At 34.4% G+C, this 23,590-nt stretch carries 22 protein-coding genes and 1 riboswitch; of the genes, 7 read left to right on the top strand and 15 right to left on the bottom strand.

All coding sequences use genetic code 11. The annotated features are described in order from the left end of the window. Positions 1 to 48: 48 nt before the first annotated feature. The 6 genes from CEF14_RS16880 to CEF14_RS16855 form a co-directional block, all read right to left on the bottom strand. Positions 49 to 204 (bottom strand): DUF1540 domain-containing protein, encoded by a 156-nt coding sequence (locus tag CEF14_RS16880; RefSeq protein WP_102694445.1) that lies wholly within the window; start codon positions 202 to 204, stop codon positions 49 to 51. A 93-nt stretch (positions 205 to 297) separates the two neighbouring features. Continuing rightward, positions 298 to 1,689 (bottom strand): S1C family serine protease, encoded by a 1,392-nt coding sequence (locus tag CEF14_RS16875; RefSeq protein ID WP_102693901.1) that lies wholly within the window; start codon positions 1,687 to 1,689, stop codon positions 298 to 300. A 254-nt stretch (positions 1,690 to 1,943) separates the two neighbouring features. Then, entirely contained in the window at positions 1,944 to 3,044 is a 1,101-nt protein-coding gene (locus CEF14_RS16870; RefSeq protein WP_102693900.1) for an NADH-dependent flavin oxidoreductase, read from the bottom strand. A gap of 163 nt (positions 3,045 to 3,207) precedes the next feature. Next, positions 3,208 to 3,735: a D-glycero-alpha-D-manno-heptose-1,7-bisphosphate 7-phosphatase gene (locus CEF14_RS16865; protein ID WP_102693899.1), complete on the bottom strand. Its 528-nt coding sequence runs from the start codon at positions 3,733 to 3,735 to the stop codon at positions 3,208 to 3,210. Between the two features lie 146 nt (positions 3,736 to 3,881). Further along, complete coding sequence (locus tag CEF14_RS16860; RefSeq protein ID WP_102693898.1) at positions 3,882 to 4,427, bottom strand: HPP family protein; 546 nt, start codon at positions 4,425 to 4,427, stop codon at positions 3,882 to 3,884. Between the two features lie 119 nt (positions 4,428 to 4,546). Then, positions 4,547 to 5,131, bottom strand: coding sequence for a CGNR zinc finger domain-containing protein (locus tag CEF14_RS16855; RefSeq protein ID WP_102693897.1), 585 nt, complete (start codon positions 5,129 to 5,131; stop codon positions 4,547 to 4,549). 166 nt (positions 5,132 to 5,297) lie between these two features. On the opposite strand from CEF14_RS16855, the gene CEF14_RS16850 reads away from it, so the two are divergent. Then, on the top strand, positions 5,298 to 6,743 hold the full coding sequence (locus CEF14_RS16850; RefSeq protein WP_102693896.1) for an aminotransferase class I/II-fold pyridoxal phosphate-dependent enzyme: 1,446 nt from the start codon (positions 5,298 to 5,300) through the stop codon (positions 6,741 to 6,743). Positions 6,744 to 7,026: 283 nt separating this feature from the next. Here CEF14_RS16850 and CEF14_RS16845 read toward each other — a convergent pair whose 3' ends face one another. The 3 genes from CEF14_RS16845 to CEF14_RS16835 form a co-directional block, all read right to left on the bottom strand. Beyond that, entirely contained in the window at positions 7,027 to 8,367 is a 1,341-nt protein-coding gene (locus CEF14_RS16845) for a radical SAM/SPASM domain-containing protein (RefSeq protein ID WP_102693895.1), read from the bottom strand. Between the two features lie 376 nt (positions 8,368 to 8,743). Next, a complete protein-coding gene (locus tag CEF14_RS16840; RefSeq protein ID WP_102693894.1) occupies positions 8,744 to 9,286 on the bottom strand; it encodes a GNAT family N-acetyltransferase in 543 nt (180 codons plus the stop codon). 88 nt (positions 9,287 to 9,374) lie between these two features. After that, positions 9,375 to 9,935 carry an NUDIX hydrolase gene (locus tag CEF14_RS16835; protein ID WP_102693893.1) on the bottom strand — a complete coding sequence of 187 codons (561 nt, stop codon included), beginning with the start codon at positions 9,933 to 9,935 and terminating at the stop codon, positions 9,375 to 9,377. 375 nt (positions 9,936 to 10,310) lie between these two features. Further along, positions 10,311 to 10,490, top strand: a riboswitch (Lysine riboswitch). Between the two features lie 123 nt (positions 10,491 to 10,613). Here CEF14_RS16835 and dapA point away from each other — a divergent pair. After that, positions 10,614 to 11,507: a 4-hydroxy-tetrahydrodipicolinate synthase gene (gene dapA / locus CEF14_RS16830; RefSeq protein WP_102693892.1), complete on the top strand. Its 894-nt coding sequence runs from the start codon at positions 10,614 to 10,616 to the stop codon at positions 11,505 to 11,507. 273 nt (positions 11,508 to 11,780) lie between these two features. Here the strand turns inward: dapA and CEF14_RS16825 are convergent, their stop codons facing one another. From CEF14_RS16825 to CEF14_RS16810, 4 genes are all read right to left on the bottom strand, one after another. Continuing rightward, a complete protein-coding gene (locus tag CEF14_RS16825) occupies positions 11,781 to 13,436 on the bottom strand; it encodes a methyl-accepting chemotaxis protein (protein ID WP_102693891.1) in 1,656 nt (551 codons plus the stop codon). 273 nt (positions 13,437 to 13,709) lie between these two features. Beyond that, positions 13,710 to 14,648, bottom strand: coding sequence for a phosphate ABC transporter permease PstA (pstA, locus tag CEF14_RS16820; protein WP_102694444.1), 939 nt, complete (start codon positions 14,646 to 14,648; stop codon positions 13,710 to 13,712). A gap of 1 nt (position 14,649) precedes the next feature. Then, on the bottom strand, positions 14,650 to 15,552 hold the full coding sequence (gene pstC, locus CEF14_RS16815; protein WP_102693890.1) for a phosphate ABC transporter permease subunit PstC: 903 nt from the start codon (positions 15,550 to 15,552) through the stop codon (positions 14,650 to 14,652). Positions 15,553 to 15,781: 229 nt separating this feature from the next. Beyond that, a complete protein-coding gene (locus CEF14_RS16810) occupies positions 15,782 to 16,687 on the bottom strand; it encodes a phosphate ABC transporter substrate-binding protein PstS family protein (protein WP_102693889.1) in 906 nt (301 codons plus the stop codon). A gap of 437 nt (positions 16,688 to 17,124) precedes the next feature. Here CEF14_RS16810 and CEF14_RS16805 point away from each other — a divergent pair, with 437 nt between their 5' ends. Further along, on the top strand, positions 17,125 to 17,697 hold the full coding sequence (locus CEF14_RS16805) for a cupin domain-containing protein (protein WP_407690479.1): 573 nt from the start codon (positions 17,125 to 17,127) through the stop codon (positions 17,695 to 17,697). A 97-nt stretch (positions 17,698 to 17,794) separates the two neighbouring features. Here the strand turns inward: CEF14_RS16805 and CEF14_RS16800 are convergent, their stop codons facing one another. Together CEF14_RS16800 and CEF14_RS16795 are read right to left on the bottom strand one after the other, a co-directional pair. Then, entirely contained in the window at positions 17,795 to 18,856 is a 1,062-nt protein-coding gene (locus CEF14_RS16800; RefSeq protein ID WP_102693887.1) for an LLM class flavin-dependent oxidoreductase, read from the bottom strand. A 154-nt stretch (positions 18,857 to 19,010) separates the two neighbouring features. Beyond that, entirely contained in the window at positions 19,011 to 19,526 is a 516-nt protein-coding gene (locus CEF14_RS16795; RefSeq protein WP_102693886.1) for a YehS family protein, read from the bottom strand. A 195-nt stretch (positions 19,527 to 19,721) separates the two neighbouring features. On the opposite strand from CEF14_RS16795, the gene CEF14_RS16790 reads away from it, so the two are divergent. From CEF14_RS16790 to CEF14_RS16775, 4 genes are all read left to right on the top strand, one after another. Then, entirely contained in the window at positions 19,722 to 20,609 is an 888-nt protein-coding gene (locus tag CEF14_RS16790; protein ID WP_102693885.1) for a PhzF family phenazine biosynthesis isomerase, read from the top strand. A 171-nt stretch (positions 20,610 to 20,780) separates the two neighbouring features. Then, positions 20,781 to 21,569 carry a TatD family hydrolase gene (locus tag CEF14_RS16785; protein ID WP_102693884.1) on the top strand — a complete coding sequence of 263 codons (789 nt, stop codon included), beginning with the start codon at positions 20,781 to 20,783 and terminating at the stop codon, positions 21,567 to 21,569. Between the two features lie 386 nt (positions 21,570 to 21,955). Then, the gene (locus tag CEF14_RS16780) at positions 21,956 to 22,972 is read left to right on the top strand and encodes an NAD(P)/FAD-dependent oxidoreductase (protein WP_102693883.1); all 1,017 of its coding nucleotides are present in this window, start codon (positions 21,956 to 21,958) and stop codon (positions 22,970 to 22,972) included. Between the two features lie 33 nt (positions 22,973 to 23,005). After that, positions 23,006 to 23,251 carry a ferredoxin gene (locus CEF14_RS16775; RefSeq protein WP_407690462.1) on the top strand — a complete coding sequence of 82 codons (246 nt, stop codon included), beginning with the start codon at positions 23,006 to 23,008 and terminating at the stop codon, positions 23,249 to 23,251. The last annotated feature ends 339 nt before the right edge of the window (positions 23,252 to 23,590 follow it).

Raw genomic sequence — 23,590 nt, 5'->3', positions numbered from 1 at the left:
CATAACAAAAGGATAACCCACTATAGGTTATCCAGATGTATGAAAACATTATTTTCTTGGTTCAAATGTTTTACAATCTGTTTCCTCAGTAGTAGAGGCTTGCGTCCCTCTATTGCTGACTACATAAATTTCGTGAGCAGTACATTGATTCCCTTTTTGCCAAAATGTACAGTTACTTACTTCACAAAGAACATCCTTTGCCATCATACAACACCTCCTTTATGGATAGTATTGACAGAATAATTTTAGTTAATACCCTGTTCTTTACTGCAAGGAAAGTGTTAGATATATTTGATATTATTTAAGAGCGATACGAATACCTCCAAATGATGAGAAATCATCCATGATTGTAGAAGTTAATAAGATTCCCTCTGTATCCTCATCCCAGAATGCACTTATGCTGTAGCCATCTTCGTCATCATACCAATCTGTATCTAAGCTATCAGATTCTCCATATATTGCTGAAATTTTATCGTACATTGCCAAAAAATATGCCTCTAATAATTTTAGATCATCTTGATTGTTCACTACATCATGGAAAATATTGATTGCTACTAATTTATCATCCTTAAATTCGTATATCACATTGGCTGTATACTCAAATATCAATTTATTTTTATATGCTAGACTATTGGAATTTTCTTGGTATAGTGTGGCAGTTTCTAATTTCTTTACTTGTGCCTTTGTCATTCCCAATGCAATATTCCCTAAAATTGGAACATTGGACAGGTTGTCTATAGGTAAAACCTTGATGTCATTATAGTTCATTTTAAAATACTTATTCCAACTACTCATTTCATCTATCGCTACTGCAAAATTCAAATCAGCATTACTATTATAGCCACTCGAAGTAATCCCTACTAATTCACCTTTTTTATTAAATAATCCTCCACCAGAACTGCCATGGTCAATAGGTGCGCTAATTTGAATAAGTTTTACACCATTTGACACTCTAAATGAACTTACAATCCCTTCAGAAACGGTATTTTGTAATCCCAAGGGACTTCCGATCGCAACAATTTTTTGCCCCTTTGCTAAACTTTTGTATGATCCAATTTTCACAGAATTTATACCTGTTATCTTGTCATTCGTTTTTATCAAAGCTAAATCCTTTGTTTTATCCTTTACTACTACACCCTTTATTTTATATTTTTTGCCATTATTAAGGGTGATTGTGCCACTCCTCATACCATTTATAACATGTTCATTTGTTAATACTAAACCATTACCAACTAAAACACCGCTTCCCTGAGATTTTCCATTCTGAACATTGACTTCGATTAAAGCGACTTTATCATCGTTTAATTTCGCAATTTCAGAAGTACTTAAATCGGCTCTATCTTTCTTTACATTATAAATCAACTTTTTGGATGCCTTGTAATACTTAATTGATTTGGTCTTTTTTACATATTTATTACTGCCAATTTTATAGATTCCACCATAACTTTTTGAGTAAGAATATACTCCATATTCTTTTCCTTTTTTAATACTTTGACCTTTCTTTAGTTTGTTTTTACTAATACTATATTGATTGGTATTTTGGATGATCTTTACTTTGCCAATCATTCCATTTTTAAATTCTATTTTTCCCCACATCGTTTTTGCTTGCACTGCTTCATTAGTAACTGTTGTAAAAACAATTGTAATAATTGCAATACTTGACAATAATAAAACCAAAAGTCTTTTCATTTCACAAATTCCTTCCCATCTATAAATTATTTTCCTTGTTGCTTTTTCCTAGTACCCCTTCTTTAAGTTCAATTAGTTACTGAGCTAATTTATGAACATACTATCCCCTTGATGACGGAAAACTTGTACAATTTTTAAGTTGTAAAAAAATTAAAAAAAGGGTCATAGATTTTCTATCTATGACCCTTTCGTCTATTATTCCAAAAAACCCTCTTAAATTCCCTGTTTTTTCAAAATATTATATATTATACATTTTACATTCCTGGAATCCATCCTGGTCTATGTAACATCTTCCACATTGGATCTGGAATAATAAGTTCCTTTTGTTTTGTCTTATCCATCTTCGTAGGGATATGACCATCTCCTGCTTCAGCTTTTTGTACCCAATTTGGTTCAATTAAGAGCTCACGACCTAAGGCGATCAAATCTACACCAGATTCACTTGCCTTTTCAGCATCTTCTAACGAATAAATTGAACCAACTCCAATTAATGGCGTACGACCATGAATGGTATCTAATAAGATTTCAACACGTGATTTATTTTTATCTCCACTAAAACGATGAGGCTTAGTATAGAATTCTCCTTGCGATACGTGTAAATAGGTTAACTTCTTATCAGCAAGAGCATCTATAAGTTGTACCGTTTGATCCATTGTAATTCCTGTTTCTTCTTCCTCTTCAGGAGAAAATCTATACCCAACAATAAATGGTTTAGATGCAAATTTCGCGACAACACTTCTTACTTCATCTACAACTTCTAATGGAAAGCGCATACGATTTTCAATAGAACCACCATATTTATCTTTTCTTCGATTTGTGTAGCCTGAGAAGAATTGTTGAAGTAAATACGTATTCGCACCATGAATTTCAACACCATCGTATCCTGCTTCAATCGCACGACGAGTGGTTTCACCATATGCTCCGATGATTTCTTTAATTTCTTCTATTGTCAAAGGTCGTGGTGTTGCGTTTCCGGGAAAAGCAACATCACTAGCACTTACAATTTCACCATTGGGCACTTCTTCAGGGATGCTACGTCTTCCACCATGATAAATTTGAAGCACCGCTTTTGCTCCACCTTTGTGAATTGCATCTGCTACTCTTTTCAAACTCGGAATAAATTCATCTGCATATCCTGCAAACTGACCAGGAAAACCTTTACCATTCTCTGTCACATGTGTACAAGCAGTTACAACCATACCGACACCTTTTGAACGGTTCGTATAATAAGCTATTTCTGCATCTGACACTGTACCATCGTCATTAGCTGAATATGTCGTCATTGGCGCCATCACCACTCTATTTCGCAGTGATATTCCGTTTGGAAGTGTATAGTTTTCAAACAAATTTGTCATTCTTATTCCTCCTGGTTATTACTTGGAAATTGTTTACTTCTATCGTATTCGTCTGAAAAGTTTGTGTCAAAGAATTAGTTTGGGCATTGAATCATTAATCAAAGAATAAGATACCTCTTAACCTTTCGTCTCCTCTTCATGTAGCTTCTTTAAAACTATTCATTCAAGCTTTTGAATCTTCTATCATCCAGTCAACCGCGCTTATTAAGTCGGGAAAAACTGCATCTGCAAGCGGATCACTTTCTCCTAAAAAGACTCCCTTTGTACCTGCTTTTTTCCCCGCAATAATGTCTGTATCGGTATCTCCCACCATATAGGATTTCGATAAATCAATCGTATATTTTTTACTTAAGTCTAAAATTAATTTTGGTTTTGGTTTACGACATTCACAGCCAGCTTTTGGCTTATGCGCACAGTAAGCCACATCATGGATAATGGCTCCTTCTTTCTTTAATTCAGCAATCATATGATCGTGGATTTTGTTAAGTTGAGTTTCTTTCATAAACCCTAATCCAACACCGCCCTGATTGGTCACCACAAATATGTAGTCAAAGAAATTATTCAATTTCTTGATAGCTTCCGGAACATCGGGTAAGAAGTAAAGATCTTGTGGTTTATTCACAAATTTAACTCGATCTGTTAATACTTCATTTATTACTCCGTCACGGTCTAAAAATACTGCTTTTTTCATATTGTCACACCTTTATTAAAAATGAATGAACGATTCTGCTCTCGTTACCATGTATTATTTCCAATAACAAAAGACTTTATCAAACAAATTTTTTTAAAATGAAACTGTCCTTCTACCATTTTAATCTACATTACTAATGTTAGAGATTATATCCAAAAGGTTGGGTAACTCCTATTACTTCGCAGATTATTAATGAACAATGCAAAGAGAACGATGATAACAGAGCCTATGAAAACCGGCATAATCAAGTAACTCCAACTGTATGCTTCGAACATAATAACGAGTGGATCTGCACCTGCTGGCGGATGGGTTGTTTTTGTGAGCATCATCACAGCAATGGCTAAGCCAACAGCCAAAGCAATTGCCCAAGGCTCATCACCCATAATATGATAAGTAGCTAAACCGATGAATGTAGACACAAAATGTCCTCCAATAATATTTCTTGGCTGTGATAACGGTGCATTCCAAATACCAAATGCTAATACACAACTAGCACCAAATGGAGCCATTAGCCATTGGGAAGATGTCATATTTGTTAAACAAACTAACGCAAAAATCGTTAGAAATCCACCAATTAGTCCTGTTGCTGAGTCTTTTACATTAACTTTTAAAGGACTTTTTCCTGTTCCCTTCATTTTAGATATATAGCGGGTAAAAATAAATGAATTTTTTTCTATTGTTGTCTTCTCCATAATTTACCTCCTCTTATTTATATTTCACTTTACAGAAAATAAACTAACCTGTCAAACAGTTATTTACAGGTTAGTTTATACTTGCAGAAAAAAAGAACCCACTCTGAAAGTAGGTTCTTTTAATGATCTTCTATGTGCCTATGTTGAAATCTCGATACTTTTTTTCTGTTCCCACATATTTTCATCGAACACCATTTACGTCTTCCGCTCTCGTCGATAAATAAAAGTACACACTCCGGATTCGAGCATCTCTTGATAAATGTTAAACGATTGGTTTCAATTAAAGTTAATGCATTAAAAGCGATTAACGATAAAAGAACATCCTCTATCTCTCCAATTGGTATAGGAACCAGTTTTTGTTCTACTAGTTTATAAGTAAATGGTGCCTTTTTAATTTTCCTCTCTAAATAAACGATAAATTTATCCGATATTGGCTTTTTATTGGCTATTGATTCAAACTCTGTTCTTAAAACCGTACGCATTTCTAAAATACATAAAAATACCTGTCCAATTCTCTCTTTAATCTTTTGGAATAATTGTGCATTCCAAAATGAATTGTTTTCTTTTATTGTATAAAGCCAATCAATTACATCCTCTTCCGTCAATAATAGGTCCTGACGTTGACCACGCTTTACAAGTTCTGTATTCACTAAATCTAGTGAAAGATTTCCTGATAGTAATGGAAATTTTTTTGTATCATTCATTCGATTGATCATCCATTTCTTTAATATTCCTAACCTTTAAGAAATCTATTCATAGGTTATATTATAATTATACGCTATTTCAAAAATTGGCAATATGATTCGCTAATGAAGAGCTAGCCAAATGGTAAAATAATAATATGAAAAATTAGTTCGAAGGAAGATGTATATGAATCAATTTCAGACGCCGTTATATGATGCTTTAGAGAATTTCTATAAGAATGATAAAGTATCCTATCATGTACCTGGCCATAAAAACGGAAAAGTTTTTTTAGAAAAAGGCAACTATTTATACAAGCGTTTACTTTCTATTGATGCCACAGAATTAACAGGATTAGATGACTTGCACGCACCTGTTGGCCCTATACGAGAGGCAGAGTTATTATTAGCAGAGTTATATGGCGTAAAGAAAAGTTACTTTCTTGTAAATGGGTCAACAGTAGGTAATCTAGCAATGATTTTAGCATCATGTAGTGAAGGCGATACTGTCCTCGTTCAACGCAATTGTCACAAGTCTGTTCTCCATGGATTGATGTTAGCAAATGTAAAACCTGTTTTTTTATCCCCAACGTTCCATAAAAAATGGGGGATTGCTGGGGGCCTAGATTTTAAGATTGTTGCAGAAGCATTAGAAATGTATCCTAACTCAAAAGCAATAATTTTAACCTATCCTAATTATTATGGGCTTGGACATGATTTAACGAATGTAATTGCGTTAGCACATAAAAAAAGAATTCCCATTCTTGTTGATGAAGCACATGGGGCTCATTTTTCGTTACCATCACCATTTCCTAAAAGTTCACTTGAGATGGGCGCAGACGTTGTCGTTCATTCCGCACATAAAACGTTGCCTGCAATGACGATGGGCTCTTATTTGCATGTTAACAGTTCATTGGTAAATGTAAATCGAGTTGAGTTTTATTTACAAATGCTTCAATCGAGCAGTCCATCTTATCCAATAATGGGGTCACTTGATCTAGCACGAGCATATTTGGCTTCTTACTCACAAGATGATCAAGATTCACTTATAAAAAAAATTTCTCAGTTTAAAATTTTGTTGTCCGCTATCCCGGAAATTGATGTATTGGAACCTCCGGAAGAAGTATGGATGGATCCATTAAAAATAAGTATTCGCTCAAATTGTGGACTTAGTGGCTATGATCTTCAGGCTCTCCTTGAAGAAAAAGGGATCTACTCTGAATTAGCAGATCCTCAAAATGTTTTACTCGTATTGCCATTAGTAAAAAAAGGAGAAAGCTATCCATTTGATCAAACAGCTACATTAATCACGTCGGCTGTTAAATCTCAGTATAGAACGAAAGAGTATGAATCTACTGGTAATTGGGAAGAAACCGAAAAAATCGTCACTTTGTCTTTATCTTACACTGAGATGCAGCAAACAAAGATACAACAACTATCATTTAACGAAGCGATTGGTAAAATTTCAGGTGAAATGGTTATTCCCTATCCTCCTGGCATCCCTCTCTTGATGGCTGGAGAGAGGATTACTGCAAAAAAAATCACTACTCTAGAAAATTTGTTAGCCCTTCATTCTCGTTTTCATGGTGGAACAGCTTTAGCCGAACGGAAACTTATTGTATATGAAGAACATTAATTACATCTCCAAAAACAAAGTCCCTAATCTTCACAAATGAAGATTAGGGACTTTATTGTGGTTAACTGTCACCATTACTATTTTAAGTTACCAGGTACAGATTTCATGATACGTCCAGATTTTACTTTTTGAACTGGAGATGCTGCAGGGCTAAGTACGCGCATTCATCTCACCCCCTTTCTTTCCAATTATTAATTTTATGCTGAAAAATACAACAGCTATCTATAATATTAGCACTAATACGATGATTTAGAGAAGCTCTCTACTATTTCATAGCGTCTTATTACACTTTTTCTTTTTGTAAGCTATTTCTCCAAACAAGATTTAATACTTTTTTAATATTTTTCTTTTCAGATGGACAAGGTCTTTCTCCAGATACTACACGATACCATGGGCAGTGATTTCCTTGACACGCAGGACGGTAGAAGCATGATTGGCAAACAGAGTCTGTTTCTTCCCCAGACATTACCCAAGAAGCGATCTTATCATAATCAAGATCCATAGTACCATCAGCATGGATATGGCCAACTTTATTTACTTCTTCATCTAAAACAGTTGTACATTTGTATAATTGACCATTTGAGCCAATAACCATAGCATTTGGTTTAGCAGCATAGCATACAGATGCAGTTGGCATTAAAGAGCCTGTAACCATATTACTCATACTAATGCCTTTATCCATAGCTGTTTCTGTGAATTCCCAGATTTTTTTATTAGCTGTAATGTGTGTACATGTAGGAATTTCATCATTATGTTCTCCACCCCATCTACCAACAGGACGGAAGAATACGCCAAAGCGCTTATCATCAGCAAAGTGTTCTTTTAAGAAATCAATTAATTCGCCAGTTTCTTGTAAATTGTCTTCATCGAAGTTGACACGAATTGTCATATCAAACTGACCAGTACTTTCTTTAACAGCTTTTAGATTTTCAATAATTCGTTCAAATGTTCCTTGACCGCCTGCCATATGTCTACGACTGTCGTGTACTGCTTGAACACCATCAATTGTCACCATATATTGACGTACTTCCCAAGATAATAATTTTTCAAAAACTTCTCTTGTTAAAAAGAATCCATTTGTTACAATGTCAGCAGAATAATCGATTTTATTTTCTTTTGCTTCTGCCATAAATGAATTAGACAATTCTTCGATGATTCCTAATTCAAGTAATGGTTCACCACCGAACCAGCTAATATGTAAATTATTTAGAGTAGTAGCTCGTTCTTTTACTAATGCTTTTACACCACTTTTTGTTTCGTCTGTCATTTTGCCACGTGCAAATGTTTCATAGCAATACGTACAACGGAAATTACATTGTTCTGTTGTCATAAGGATCAGGTGCAACATATCTGTACGGTGCATAGATTGGTGCAAATATTCTGCTCGTCTCTTCTCATCTACATTATCGGGAACAATAAAACCATTATCAAACATAGCTTTTTTTACATCACTATCTAATGCAGCTGTCCCCGTTCTCTTTAAAGAACCCATGACTTCTGCTTTTTCTTCTTCTGAAAAATCAACAATGGCGCCTGTATAACTATTGTATAAAATGACGCCTCCATCATCCGTTTTAGATAAGGCATTAAACTTTGATGGAACATAATTATTTTTATTCTCCAAAATTCATAAACCTCCCTTTTACTCATTTCTATTCTTTTAATTTCATTTCTATTCCCAACAATCATCATATTTCTTCTATAAAAAAATATCAATATAGTAATCTTAAAACGTTCAATTCTAACTTTAAAACTAACTTCTATAGTTGAATTAAATAAAAATGAATAGTATACGTAGAAACGACTCCTAAAAATAGTTGGAGCAATTTATAATACCATACTATAAAAATATCTCGCAAGGTCACATGGTACTGTGATATGTATAAGGAATAAGGCAATATGTAATCATTTATTTTATGATCCATTAAACATATATCAAAAAACAGCTACAATACTTTTCACTATTGTATCTGTTTTACAAAAGTTTTGCTAAATGTAGTTTAAGTATTTCTTAGTACTGTGATAAACCCATCTAAAATCTGATGACTGATATTAAAGCCTTTTCTTTGATAAAATTTCAAAGCCTGATCATTTCCTTCTGACACGAATATAAAAATATCACTTATATGCTCAAATGTATTCAGCCAATCCATCGACTTTTTGAACAAAACAGACCCTATGCCCAACCTACGATAACCATCTTTAATGTAAAATTGTGAAAGACTGCCTACATTATTATTTTTTACTGATTCAAAGTCAAAGAAAGCATCGCAATTTAAAGTGGCAAAATCATTGGAATACGTTTCCTTCGGTGAAATATTACTATATGCATACCCAACAATTTCATTACCATCTTTGGCTACAATAATGTAGTTATTCTTAGCACTCTTGACTGAAGGAATCATTCTCGTTTCAAAATTCATGTTATCAAACAACTCAGGATGAACAGTTGCTTTAGACTGTTGATACGCCATTAATTCATTACATAGATCTTTGATGTAACTTATTGCATCTTCAGAAATAACTTCGTAAATGATCGACAATTGCCTCTTCCTCTCATAAATGGATCATGTATAGAATTACTTCCATTATAAAGGAAACTTTTCTTCTTATCGTTTTATAGAATTTTCCCTATCGTTTCAGAATATAACTCTTTGCTGAAGGATCCCAGCACCCCCAGAAATTTTTCAACTCAAAAATAGTATTCAGAAAATAATAAGGAATCATCTCACCATTCTCAACCATTTGCAATAGTTCCTCTTTATCTACCCATTTTACAGCTTGCACTTCATCTTCCTGTAAATGTAATTCTTCTAAATCCACATCGTTGGTAATCAAATAATAATCATCAAATCCATTTGGAAAATTGATCGTAAATCGCGGTCTTTCATTTGTTAAATCAATATCTAGCCCTATTTCTTCTTTTACTTCTCTTTCTGCTGCTGTGGTACTGCTATCTCCTGCTACTGCAGATCCTCCAACAGTTAGATCCCACATATCTGGCCAACCTTTCTTCCATGGTTGTCTCTGTTGAATCAATAGCTGATTTTTGCTATTAAAAATACAGACATGAACGACTAGATGATAATCTCCTTCAGCCAATTTATCCCCTCTTCTATGTATTCTACCTGTTAATTTTCGCTCTTTATCATATATGTCCCATAATTCATCTTCGTTTTCGCCTCTTGTCATTTTATGCCTCCTATTTAAATACATATACTGATGATCAATCAAGCAATCATAGTTTGAAACCCTAAAAGGTTATGTGAAAAATTTTATGAACCAAACAAATATATAAATTGGAATACTAAACCTCATAAAATAAGCAAAGCTTCTTATGAAACATTTAATAGAATCATATATCGCTCCAGCAAAGTCATTAACTATTTTCCTCATTCAGATATCCTCCTTCCTAAATAAATTATATCCGATAGAAAATCTATAATTCGTTAGTTAATCAATTTTTATCCATTTCCTATACAACTTTCACTTAAGTCATTGCAATCCTATAAAAAAAATGGTATTATTCCAATAATTAAATATTCACTTATTTCAATATTTCTTTGAAGTAAGGATAGAGGCGCAAAAACCATTAGTACACACTTGGAGGATAATGAGGTCCGTTGAGATTTGTGGAAAGGGGGATTTGCCGAAGTGGAGAGAATCTCATTTTTCTCGAAGCTGGTTCTGTTGTTGAATAAATACAGAACTGTCATGTAGGAAACTATATGGAGGGCTATCATACGCACAGAAATGATCCTGTTTCTACTGCAACAACGTAGCCTCGTTGTTGCTTTTTTGCGTTATCTTACTAATTGCCCTTCTCCCTCTATTTTATTTATATAAAATAATTAAGGATGTGGAGAAGTAATGAATTTTGGACAAATTTTAACTGCTATGGTGACACCATTTGATCAAAATGGAGAAATTGATTTCCCAGCTACTAAAAACTTAATCAATTATTTAATCGCTAATGGAACAGACGGTTTAGTAGTTGCAGGTACAACTGGAGAATCTCCTACGTTATCAACAGAAGAAAAAGTAGAATTATTTAAATTTGTAGTAGACACTGTTGCTGGAAGAGTTCCTGTTATAGCTGGTACCGGCTCAAACAATACAAGAGCTTCTGTGAACTTAACTAAACTTGCAGAGGATACAGGCGTGGATGGTATTATGCTCGTAGTCCCATATTATAACAAACCTTCCCAAGAAGGATTATATCAACACTTTAAAACAATTGCTGAAGCAACAACACTGCCAATTGTACTTTACAATATCCCAGGTCGAAGTGTCATCAATATGGCAGTTGAAACAGTCGTTCGATTAGCACAAATTCCAAATATCGTAGCGATTAAAGATGCAAGTGGTAATTTAGATGCGATGGCTGAAACAATTAGCCAAACACCTGAAGAATTTTCAGTTTACACTGGCGAGGATAGCCTAACATTACCGGCATTATCTATTGGTGCTACAGGTGTAATCTCCGTGGCTTCCCATATTATTGGAAATGAAATGCAAGCAATGATTACAAAATTCAAAAATGGTAATACACAAGAAGCTGCACAAGATCATCGTCGATACCTTCCAATATTCAATGGACTATTTGCAGCACCAAATCCATCACCTGTCAAAGCTGCATTAAATCTCAAAGGTATTCCTGTCGGCGGCGTTCGTTTACCAATTATCCCATTAAACGATAACGAAATAAATGCATTACAAGAAGTATTGCGAGTAGTGAAAGTAAAAGAAGAAGTTATTTCATAAAGTGAAACTTCCATCAGAGGGGGGCTTTTCCCCACTGATGGTTAGTTGAACCAATCGGCTTTTTCGGGCAGTTTTTCCCTCCTTATATACACACTTGCCCGTTAATAATGGGGGTAAAATGATACTTCCATCAGGGGCGCTTTTCTTACCTATTCCTCGTGCATGTTACATGTCTACACGGGGAATTTTCTCTTTTCTCGGTTTTCTCTATAAAAAAACCCAATCCTTCGATTGGGCATCACAAAGTTATATCTATTAGGTAAAAAGATTAAATTACACTTTAAAATTAGTTATTATATTTTCCAATTCTTTCGCTAAATTGTTTAGAGCAACCGACTCATCTGAAACATTATCCATAGATGCTTGTTGTTCTTCTGTAACAGCCGAAATATGTTGCATAGTTCCGGCCAATTGTCCAGAAATTGAAGATATTTGCTCCATACGATTTACCATATTTTTAGTTTTTATATTAACGTCATCTACAATAGTAGAAACGTCCTTCGTTTCATCTGTGGCATTTCTAACAGCTTTTACAATATCTCCAAAAGATTCTTCTGTTTGATTTACCATAATAATTCCTTCTTTTAATACCTTTAATCCTTGATTCATCGATAGAGCGACTTCATCTGTTTCTTTTCTAATTTTATCTGTTATTTCTTTAATTTGCATGACTGCTTGCTCTGATTGATCTGATAGTTTTCTAACCTCTTGTGCAACAACAGCAAATCCCTTCCCATGTTCTCCTGCGCGTGCCGCTTCAATCGTTGCGTTTAAAGAAAGAAGATTCGTTAGGGTGGATATTTCGCTTATTAAATTTAGTATTTGATCGATATCCTTTGATTTTAACTGTAATGATTCAAGCATTACAGCTGTGTTTTCAACAGTTTTTTCAACTAGTGATATTTGTTCAACTGTATTATTAACTAGTTTATTCCCTGAATTTGCTATTGTTAAAGCCTTATTAACTGAATTTTCGACACTATGAATGCTTTGACCAGCATGATTCATGCCAATTGAGATATCAGAAACCTGTTTTGCAGCTAGTGTAGCAGAATCTACTTGTACTTCTGTTCCCCCTGCTACTTCTTCTATTGCCAATGATATTTGTTCTATAGCCTGCCTAGATTCTGAAGATGTTATTTTTAGTCTGTCAGATGATTGAGTTACCTGTTTCGCACTCAATTCTAAATGAGACATTAATGATTGAAGACGATCGACCATCTGGTTAAAACCTATCGATAATGAATAGATTTCTTTACTGGATTGACCAATTTTTATTCTTGTTTGTAAATCACCTTCAGAAACTTTATCCATTAATTTTTTTAAAGAAAGAACCGGTTTGGTCACTTTACTTATCATAAAAAATCCTATTAGGCTGGCAATTAGTACAGTAAGAAGCGTCATACTAACCAATAAATTCCGATAATTGTATACAGGCTTTAAGTAATCTTTATCGTATAATGCAATTACATATACTGATCCACCTAGTTCCATTTGATATGACAGAGCATAAGTGACTCCGTTATTATGTACAATGCCATTCTTTTGTTGGTAGAGTTTTTCGATGAAATCATTTGGAATTTTCGGAATATTACTCTTAAATTCATTAAATGACTCTACCTTTCCTTCATTTGTTATTTTAAATTGCATGGGTATTAATGCTGATGATTTAAAGCTATTTCTAGTTTGAGTTAGCGCATAGGATAATTTATGATCAAACTGTTCTTTTGTAGTGGTAGCTTTTAACATGGTGATTTTTTGATTTAGTACCTCTGCAGAAGAGAGCATTTGCTGTTCAACAGAATGAATAATGACTTTCTTGTTTTTATCATAACTTACATATGCAATAATAGCAGAGGATAAAATAATGATTAAAATAATTGGAGCCATCAACATTGTCCGAAAACTTACTTTATTTTTTCTTGACATGGATTCAATTCCCTCTTTTATTAGTCAATTTCATTTCTTTCAATAAAGCTTTAATGGAAAGGTATTTACTAAATTGATTCAAATAAAAAAATTATTACAACCTCTTGCGTATTATTCATCTTAAAAACTTTTATGTAATTTAATTGGTTCTGATACCAACATTATTTGATATAGATTTAAAAATTAGACTACCTTACCTCCGAACAAATCGGAAGTTCAGCAGTCTAGTAAAGTATATTTAATGTGTTTGTATCATTTGATCAAATCAATTTATTAGCTTGCTTTTAACTTATTTTTTACTTTTTTCTGTTTCCCGCCTACAGAACCTTTAAAGTGTTTATCTAAAATCTTGGCAATTAAGCGAGCTGCTATATTAAATACGAACACCATAATGATTAATATTGCTGCTGATTTTGTTGCGATTTCACGCGCATCAGGAACAATACCTTCAGAATTCAACTTCCAAATATGCACTGCCAAAGTCTCTGCCGGTCTAAATATATTAAAAGGATTTACAGGACTATTAAAATCTGCCGCGGTATTAAGCATTGGAGTAGTTAAGCCAGCAGTGTAAATTAGTGCTGCCGCTTCACCAAATATTCTACCTGCAGTTAAAATGACCCCGGTAATAATCTCTTGAAGTGCAGTTGGAATCGATACTCTTATAATTGTTTGCCATTTAGTTGCGCCCAATCCAAGACTCGCTTCTTTCACGCTTGCTGGAACTGAACTAATAGCCATTTCACATATTCTTGTTAAGTTTGGGAGATTTAAAATTGTGAGAACTAATGCACCACCAATTAATGTATATCCCCAATGTGCAAATGTTACAAAGACTAGTAATCCAAAAAGACCCACGACAATGGATGGTAGTGAAGCCATTGTTTCAATACATAGTCGAACAAAGTCTATAAATTTTCCTTTTTTAGCATATTCAGCTAGATATATGCCAGCTCCTAGTCCTAATGGGAACGATACGATTAAGGAAATGATTAGCAAATAGAAGGAATTGAATAACTGTGGTCCTATACCGCCGCCAGCCATTGTGTTACTTGGGCGACCAAAAAGGAAATCAGGGTTCCAAAATCCCCAACCCATTGTGATAATTTTTTCAGCTATAAATACTAATAACGCTATTACTAAGATAGCTATCCCATAAAAAATAGCTGTCCAAATATTGTTTATGATTCGTGCTTGATTGTTATTCTTCATTTTATAGTTCATTTTGAATACCCCTCTTACCAATCATTCTAATGAATAAAATAAATAAGAATGAAATGATCAATAGGATCATTGCTAAGCTCCAAAGAGCATCATTCCACGCAGTACCATTTAGGGTATTAGACATATCCATCGTAAGTATGCCTGTTAATGTGGAAGTTGGACTGTACAAGCTATCCGGTAATTTGACTGTGTTCCCAATAACCATTTGGACGGCCAATGCTTCACCGAATGCTCTAGCTAATCCCAATACGATAGCAGTTAAAATACCATTTTTTGCCGCAGGAATAATAATGCGTCTTATTGCTTGCCAACGAGTAGAACCTAGTCCATATGAAGCTTCTAAAAAGTCAAATGGGACACCTTTAATCGCGTCATCAGCAATACTAGCAATTGTAGGTAGAATCATAACACTTAATACGATAATACCTGCTAGTAAACTAAAGCCTACTCCGCCCATTTGATTTCGTAAAAGTGGGACAAGGATTGTAACGCCCAAAAATCCATATACAACTGAAGGAATTCCTAAGAACAATTCAAGAACCGGTTTTACAAATGTAGCACCAAACTTTGGAGAAATATAATTATTGAATACAGCAATCCCGATTGCAATTGGCGTACTAATTATCGCTGCACCAAATGATACTAGAGTGGAACCTACAATAAAAATCAATGCACCGTACGATTTTTTCTCCGGATCATTTGGACTCCAATTTGTGGATGTAATCATATCCCAAAATGAAATTTCACCATGTAAGAATGATTGAAGTCCCTTACCACAAATAAAAGCAATGATTGAAAGTGTTACAATAACAATTAGAAGCCCACAAATTGTTACGAGAGTTTTGCCAATATACTCACTTACAAAATAATTTCTAGATTTTTGCCCCTTCATCTTATTACCACCTTACAAATGGAAAAGGCTGGCCAGTAGCCAGCCTCATCTTTTCATTCATTATTATTTTATCCTGCATTAACCGACAGTAAGACCCCTTCTCAAGATTGAGAGAGAACGAAGAAGCTTGGGAGGGATAACTGCCCGTAAAAGCCCGATTTGTTTAACTAACCATCAATGGGGGTGATGAACTCCCCATTGATGAAAGGTTTACTTTATCTGATACTAATTATTTTAATTCTGACATTGGGATATAACCCATTTTCTTCACTGTGTCAGCAAAGTCTTCACCAGATACATAGTCGATAAATCCTTTGATAGCATCTTTTGGTTCACCATTTGTAATCATGTATTCGTATGACCAGAATGGATATTTTTTAGCTACGATATTTTCAGTAGTTGGTTCAACATTATTAATCTTTAATACTTTTAAAGCATCCTTTTTGTCGCCTACTAGATAAGACATAGCTAGATAGCTAATAGAACCTGGTGTTGAGTTAACTGATTGTTCAACAGCGCCATTTGAATCTTGTGCTGTTCCAAGACTATCATTGATTTTAGCGTCTTTCATAAGAGTTGATTCGAATGTTGCACGTGTACCAGAAGATGCTGGACGGTTAATGATATTGATTTTTTCATCGTTTCCGCCAACTTCTTTCCAGTTTTTAACTTTCCCTGAGAAAATATCTTGAATTTGTTTTTCTGTTAAAGAATCAACTTTAACATCTTTATTTACTACCATTGCAAAGGCAATTCCTGCTACTTTATTATCAACAAGCTTGTCCGCTTTTGTTTTATCTTCCAATTTATCTGCTGAAGGAACATCAGAGTTGCCAATATCAATTGCACCAGAAGCTACTTGGTTTACACCAGTTCCACTTCCCCCGCCTTGTACAGTAACTGTAAGATTTGGGTTAGTACCTTGAATTTCATTTGCAGCTTCTTCAGCTAGAGGTTGAAGAGCAGTTGATCCAGCAGCAGTAACTGATCCAGAGATTTCTGCTGTTTTTGCATTATTTGTATTATCAGAACCGCTAGTGCTATCATCGCTACTATTTTGAGCATTTCCGCAACCAGCTAAAGCACCTGCTAAAATTAATCCAACCATTGACATTTTTAAACCTGAAAACTTCACTTTCTTTTCCTCCCTTTATCAATTCCATCTTTTTTTCTCTTATCGGCTTACAACCTTATAATAAAGCTGAATTGTTATCCTACTGTGTATACAATATTAATTTAAAGTAAATGTATTTATTAAAATGTAAATCTCACATTTACAAAAATACTAATAACACTCCATGTTTTTCGTTATTTTATTTGTAAATATGTTTACATTCTATTTACATTAACGAGATTATGCTGACAGATATGTATTGAATTTTCATATTACTTCTAAATTATTGGAGAAAATACAGAACGAATTCCTTCATCAGAATCCATTCTTTCCATCTATAGTGCCAAATAATAAATCACAATTTTTAAATGAGAGAATAAAATGATGGGGAAGCCTAAAGTAAAGGAATGAGTCATATGTATAATTCTTGTTCATGTCCATATTGCCTTTCTCAAGCAATGTATCACGATAGTCATATGTACAATGTTTATGGTTTGTCACCTTATTCTTACTCACCTACCCCCTATCACCCTGTATTTCCAGGACAGTTTGCTACACAAGATATGAATGATGAATCGAGCTTTGATTTTTCAAAATCTAAGAAAGAAGAACGCTCAATTGTATTGAGGGATTATGGTCCGAAACCCTTTGTAGTGGATATTGAGAAAGCTACTGAGCAAAATAAAACCTATCGTACTGCTTTATGGACAGGAAAACACTTACAACTTACTTTGATGAGCATTAATGTTGGAGAGGATATTGGTTTAGAAGTTCATCCCCATTTAGATCAATTTGTACGTATTGAAGAAGGGCAAGGAATTGTTCAAATGGGGGATCATAAATATAACTTGAACTTTGAAAGAAAAGTCAAAGATGGATTTGCCTTCATCGTCCCTGCTGGTACATGGCATAATCTAGTGAATACGGGAAACAAACCGATTAAACTGTATTCCATTTATGCACCCCCACAACATCCATTTGGTACGGTTCATCCAAAAAAACCATTTGCTAAAGAAGAAGAAAGGCATTAACTGCCTTAACTATTTAACTCCCCCTCCTATGTTAGGAACGATCTAACATCAGAAGGGGTTTTTAGATCGTATAAAAAATGAAAGCTAACATCCTATTTTAAAAAGTATTTTCAGTCTCCTCTTCCCAGCGATCAATTTCAGCTTTAACAATTGGTGCCACTTCAGTACCTAATAGTTCAATGGCTTTCAACACGTCCTTATGTAGCATTGACCCAACAGGAACGTGAAGCATAAATCTTGTAATCCCAACGTTCTTACGAAGGAAGATTATTTTTTCTGCTACTGTTGAAACGTCACCTACATATAAAGCACCTTCTAAACTACTTGCTTCTTCAAAGGTTTGACGCGTATAAGGTTCCCAACCTCGTTCTTTTGCTAAGACATTCATCGCCTGAGCAGTTGATGGATAAAATTTTTCTTTTGCAATTTCTGTTGTTTCAGCTACAAAACCGTGAGAATGTGAAGCAACTTTCAACTTTGAAACGTCGTGTCCAGCCTGTTTTGCCGCTCTTATATATATTTCAACAACTGATTCAAAATACAAAGGACTTCCACCAATAATCGCTAGTACAAGCGGTAATCCAAGAAAACCTGCACGTGCAGCTGATTGAGGTGTTCCACCACTGGCAATCCAAACGGGTAATGGGTTTTGAACTGCACGTGGATAAACACCTCGATTATTAATAGCTGGACGATGTTTCCCACTCCATGTTACTTTTTCAGATTCTCTAATTTTTAATAATAAATCTAATTTCTCATCGAACAATTCATCATAATCTTGCAAGTCATAACCAAAAAGCGGAAATGATTCAATAAATGAACCTCTACCAGCCATAATTTCTGCTCGTCCATTTGATATCGCATCAAGTGTTGCAAATTCTTGATAGACACGTACTGGATCATCCGAAGATATTACAGAAACCGCACTACTCAATCTAATGTGTTTTGTCTGTGATGCAGCTGCTGCAAGTAGAACTGCAGGTGCCGAACATGCATAATCAGCTCGATGATGCTCCCCTACCCCGAATACATCCAATCCTACTTGATCAGCTAACACAATTTCTTCTATAACCTCACGTATCCGATCAGCATGACTTTTAACTTCGCCTATTTGTACATCTGGTGTTGTTTCTACAAAAGTTGTTACACCTATTTCCATCAGTACTTCCTCCTTTTTCTTCTGCGTAGTATTTTATGCTATTAAGCATAATCAAAAAAAGGAAAAAGCTCTTTCCATAATAAAATGTCCCCTTTGTAAAGGACATTTTAATAAGAAAGAAGCTTTTTTATAAATTGAATATATCCTAATTACCTTATCCTCTATATCTTACAGTCAACCCTTTTAAGAATTTACGTGCAAAGTTATCGCCACACTCTTTATAATTGCGATGTCCTGCTTTTCTTAAAATTGCGCCTAATTCTCCTTTTGAAACAGCAATACCCCCATCATCAAGGATATCTAGCATATCTTCTGTTTTTAATTGAAGAGCCACTTTTAATTTCTTTAAAAGCATATTATTGACGTGGTCTTTGCTCTGTTCAGCAGCATCTTGATCTTTAGGTTGTCCTGGTTTAGGTTGTTGCGGTCCTCTTTTAAACGTTACGAAGCCATTTAAAAAGGATTTTAACATCTTATCATTACATTTCATCTGATCTTCGGATTCTTCATCAATTTCATCTTCATAGTACTCATCTTTTGATTTAATAAGGATCTTTCGTAATTCGTCTCTTGTTACTTCTATACCGCCAAGTTTAAAAATCTCGACCATGTCTTTGTCTCTAATATCCAAAGCATATCTTAGTCTTATTAATATATCGTTGTTTTCCATTAATCAAATTCCTCCCTAATTTTATGATCATTTCATTATTTTTTTGAACACTGAACCTAAATGTTGATTTTTTTATTTGAAGTTCTTTAAGAAAATCATCCAAGTTTTCAACGAACTACCTAGTAATTACTATCATGATAATATATCATGTTATAAACATGGAAATAAAATCCAATATAAAGGTTGTGATCATAAATGACACAAATAGAAGTTTATCATTATGATGCCTTTACTACAAAGCCTGGAAAAGGAAATCCGGCCGGCATTATATTAAATTCCGAAAAGTTAACAACCGAAGATATGCAAGCTATTACTAAAAAAGTAGGATTCAATGAATGTGCCTTTCCTATTTCTTCTGCTATTGCAGATGTTCGCATACGCTACTTTACACCTGGGCATGAAACACCATTGTGTGGTCATGCTACGATGGCAAGTATGGTAGCTTTAATTGAACAGAAAAAGCTACCTGAAAAAGAGCAATATACTATTGAGACACTTGCTGGAACATTATCGATTCATGTAAAAAAAATAGGATCGCATTACCAAATCCGAATGGAACATGCATCTCCTCAATTTGTTAAATTTAACGGTTCAAAAAAGAAACTAGCTTCTGCATTAAATATAGAAGAAAATGAGATTGATACACGATATCCAATCGTTTATGGTAGCACAGGTCAATGGACACTGTGTATTCCGATTTCTACTATTGAATCATTCGAAAAAATGAAACCCAATACGGCTACTTTTCCAACAATATTAAAAGAAATGCCAAAAGCATCTGTTCATCCATTTAGCTTCAAAGCTTTTAATTTAGATGCCGATATGCATGCGCGCCACTTCTCATCTCCTTATTCTGGAACAATTGAAGATTCTGTTACAGGTACCGCATCAGGAGTAATGGGGGCATTCTATGCAACCTACGTAAAGCCATATCGAAAAGAAAACTATTCTCTAATTGTGGAACAAGGACAAGAGTTAAAAAGAGATGGGCGTGTCACAGTACATATTCAAAATACCAACGATTTAAAAATTGCTATATCTGGCACTGCCGTCTTCGTCCAAACTATAATCATTGATTATTAATCAATCTAGATGTAAGCATATTACTTAGGCCACCTAAAGAACTTCTTTAGGTGGTTTTAAAATCCAAAAAGTTTATTTGATTTCGATTAGTATACACATGCAATTTATTTCTCTAATATATACATATACATCATCAAATGTAATGTAGCTTAGCTCTTAGGAGGAACTTAAATGCAGTCATTAATAGATATTGGTCTCAATTTAACAGAAAAACAATTTACAAAAGATCGTGAGGAAGTCATTGAACGTGCTATTCAAAATGGTGTTGGACAGATGATTCTCACAGGCTCAAGTTTAGCAGGAAGTAAGGAAAGCCTTCACATTGCAAAACGTTTTCCCGATATTCTCTTTTCAACGGCAGGAATTCATCCACATGATGCAAGTGAATTTCATCAAGGCTCAATCCAAGAATTACGTCAGTTAGCTCATCAAAAAGAAGTTGTGGCCATTGGTGAATGTGGATTAGATTTTAATCGGATGTACTCTCCCCAAAATATACAGGAAGAATGTTTTGAAGCACAATTAGATTTGGCAAAAGAAATGGATATGCCACTCTTTTTACATGTTCGAGATGCCCATACACGATTTGTTGAAATCATGAAAAATCATCCAGATCAAATTGAAAAATCAGTAGTTCACTGTTTTACAGGGAATAAAACAGAAGTAAAAGAATTAGTATTCTTAGGTTTTCACATTGGTATTACAGGATGGATTTGTGACGAGAGACGAGGCAAAGAATTACAAGAAGCCGTGCAATATATTCCGCTTGATCGATTAATGATTGAAACTGACGCCCCTTATTTAACACCTCGAACTTTAAAGCCAAAGCCTAAACATGGTAGAAATGAACCTGCTTTTCTTCCACATATTGTTGGTGAAATTGCTAAATATATGCATGTTTCTCCTGAAGAAATAATAAGACATTCTATTGAAAATACGCAGCGTTTCTTTCACTTATAAATGTAGTAAAAAAAGCCTCTGACTAGAGGCTTTTTTTAGATTTGGCTTTTGACAATAATTATTGAAAAAATGAATCTATAAAAAGTCTGATTTTAAACGTTCAAACTTGGATTTGCGCCACTCAAATCTTTTCAACTTTGAATACATCGAATAGAAATACTATATCACATAGTTGCCCTATCAGGAATTTCCCTGTTAAGTTATTGCATTATCCTTTTTTTAATATTGTTATGGATTTCACTGTATTTTCATTTTTCTCCACTAGAATAACTCATAGAAATAAGATAATTCATAAATCACTTTAATCAAGTGAAATTTATGTTTAGCTTGTTTCACAGTGAATGGTATAGAAAAATTAGATATCTTGTGTGAGGAGCGTGCATTGAATGCCACAAAATGATCAAGTGTTTGACATAACGATTATTGGTGGAGGGCCAGTAGGATTATTTGCTGCCTTTTATGCTGGTATGAGGCAACTATCAGTGAAAATAATTGAAAATCTTCCGCAACTAGGTGGACAATTATCTGCATTATATCCTGAAAAGTATATTTATGATATTGCAGGGTTTCCAAAAATCCGTGCTCAAGAACTTGTCAATAATTTAAAAGAACAAATGGGACTATTTAATCCTACTATATGTCTTGAGCAATCTGTTGAACAACTTGAAAAACAGCCTGATGGTACATTTAAACTAATAACAAATACAGAAATCCATTACTCAAAAACCATACTCATCACAGCTGGTAACGGAGCATTTCAACCAAAAAAATTGCAACTTGACGGCATAGAGAAATATGAAGGACGTAATATTCATTACTTTATTAATGATTTAAATAAGTTTACAGGAAAACGAGTAGTTGTTTTTGGTGGAGGTGATTCAGCTGTTGACTGGGCTTTAATGTTAGAGCCAATTGCTCAACATGTCACATTAGTACACAGAAGAGATACATTTCGTGCTCATGAACAGAGCGTCGAGAACTTAAAAAATTCTTCTGTTGAAGTGATGACACCATTTGTCCCCACCGAACTTATTGGAGAAGATCAGATTGAACAGGTCGTACTTCAAGAGGTAAAAGGAACTCGTAAAGAAACCTTGTGCATAGATGCTGTAATTGTCAATTATGGATTTGCTACTTCACTTGGCCCCATCAAAAATTGGGGGCTTGAAATTGAAAATAATTCAATTGTTGTCAACAGTAATTTAGAAACAAATATAGAAGGCATTTATGCTGCAGGAGACATTTGCACATATGAAGGAAAGATTAAATTGATTGCTACTGGATTTGGAGAAGCACCTGTCGCTATTAGTAGTGCAAAAGTATATATTGACCCAACAGCTGATATGCAGGCTCTTCACAGTACAACCATAATGAAAGAAAAAAATAACATGACCAATGCTTAATCATAAGAGCAAAAAACTTAGGGGGAAATAATAATGAAATACACAATTGTTAATAAAGAAACTTGCATTGCTTGTGGCGCATGTAATGATATAGCACCAGATATTTTTAGCCATGATAAAAAAGGACATTCTCACGTAATTCTAGATGATAATCAAGGAACTGCTGCTGTTTCTGAAGATCTTTACGATGATTTAGAAGATGCATGGGATGAATGTCCAAGCGGTTCCATTAAAGTTGCAAACCAACCCTTTGATGGAGATGCAGAAAAATTCGACTAATACTTAACAACTCTATAAATTCGATAACAAAGGGATTAATAGGTACATGACAATAAAAATTGGAGTTGTCCAAAAAGTAAAATAACACCCTAAACAAAGGGATACTTTTCTGCTATATTGATTCTTTTTCAGCTAGGGGCTTCCTCGGGCACGAACTCAGTCTTGGTACTTCAGCTCCTACTATTCCCGTAGGACAGTGAATAAACATCCCTGAAACACTTGGAACGAAAGAAATTCTTTCGAGGGCTCGCAGCCTGAAATGTAGATTAACAAGTATATATGCTCAATAAAAAATCTGTTTATTTTTACGATAGAATAAGCAGATTTTTATTTTTCTTT

The sequence above is a fragment of the Rummeliibacillus pycnus genome (assembly GCF_002884495.1).
In the GTDB taxonomy this organism is placed as follows: Bacteria; Bacillota; Bacilli; order Bacillales_A; family Planococcaceae; genus Rummeliibacillus; species Rummeliibacillus pycnus.
The sequence above is the reverse complement of the archived record's forward strand: the minus strand, read 5'-3'. Positions and strand labels throughout refer to the sequence as shown.

What these genes read in the sequence shown, in the direction of transcription:
- CEF14_RS16800 (WP_102693887.1), bottom strand. Translation starts at nt 18,856, where the DNA reads ATGGAAATAGGTGTAACAACTTTTGTAGAAACAACACCAGATGTACAA.
- pstC (WP_102693890.1), bottom strand. Translation starts at nt 15,552, where the DNA reads ATGAAGGGGCAAAAATCTAGAAATTATTTTGTAAGTGAGTATATTGGC.
- CEF14_RS16870 (WP_102693900.1), bottom strand. Translation starts at nt 3,044, where the DNA reads ATGACAAATTTGTTTGAAAACTATACACTTCCAAACGGAATATCACTG.
- CEF14_RS16790 (WP_102693885.1), top strand. Translation starts at nt 19,722, where the DNA reads ATGACACAAATAGAAGTTTATCATTATGATGCCTTTACTACAAAGCCT.
- CEF14_RS16795 (WP_102693886.1), bottom strand. Translation starts at nt 19,526, where the DNA reads ATGGAAAACAACGATATATTAATAAGACTAAGATATGCTTTGGATATT.
- CEF14_RS16860 (WP_102693898.1), bottom strand. Translation starts at nt 4,427, where the DNA reads ATGGAGAAGACAACAATAGAAAAAAATTCATTTATTTTTACCCGCTAT.
- CEF14_RS16850 (WP_102693896.1), top strand. Translation starts at nt 5,298, where the DNA reads ATGAATCAATTTCAGACGCCGTTATATGATGCTTTAGAGAATTTCTAT.
- pstA (WP_102694444.1), bottom strand. Translation starts at nt 14,648, where the DNA reads ATGAAGAATAACAATCAAGCACGAATCATAAACAATATTTGGACAGCT.
- dapA (WP_102693892.1), top strand. Translation starts at nt 10,614, where the DNA reads ATGAATTTTGGACAAATTTTAACTGCTATGGTGACACCATTTGATCAA.
- CEF14_RS16785 (WP_102693884.1), top strand. Translation starts at nt 20,781, where the DNA reads ATGCAGTCATTAATAGATATTGGTCTCAATTTAACAGAAAAACAATTT.
- CEF14_RS16805 (WP_407690479.1), top strand. Translation starts at nt 17,125, where the DNA reads ATGTATCACGATAGTCATATGTACAATGTTTATGGTTTGTCACCTTAT.
- CEF14_RS16780 (WP_102693883.1), top strand. Translation starts at nt 21,956, where the DNA reads ATGCCACAAAATGATCAAGTGTTTGACATAACGATTATTGGTGGAGGG.
- CEF14_RS16880 (WP_102694445.1), bottom strand. Translation starts at nt 204, where the DNA reads ATGGCAAAGGATGTTCTTTGTGAAGTAAGTAACTGTACATTTTGGCAA.
- CEF14_RS16875 (WP_102693901.1), bottom strand. Translation starts at nt 1,689, where the DNA reads ATGAAAAGACTTTTGGTTTTATTATTGTCAAGTATTGCAATTATTACA.
- CEF14_RS16825 (WP_102693891.1), bottom strand. Translation starts at nt 13,436, where the DNA reads ATGTCAAGAAAAAATAAAGTAAGTTTTCGGACAATGTTGATGGCTCCA.
- CEF14_RS16775 (WP_407690462.1), top strand. Translation starts at nt 23,006, where the DNA reads ATGAAATACACAATTGTTAATAAAGAAACTTGCATTGCTTGTGGCGCA.
- CEF14_RS16835 (WP_102693893.1), bottom strand. Translation starts at nt 9,935, where the DNA reads ATGACAAGAGGCGAAAACGAAGATGAATTATGGGACATATATGATAAA.
- CEF14_RS16865 (WP_102693899.1), bottom strand. Translation starts at nt 3,735, where the DNA reads ATGAAAAAAGCAGTATTTTTAGACCGTGACGGAGTAATAAATGAAGTA.
- CEF14_RS16855 (WP_102693897.1), bottom strand. Translation starts at nt 5,131, where the DNA reads ATGAATGATACAAAAAAATTTCCATTACTATCAGGAAATCTTTCACTA.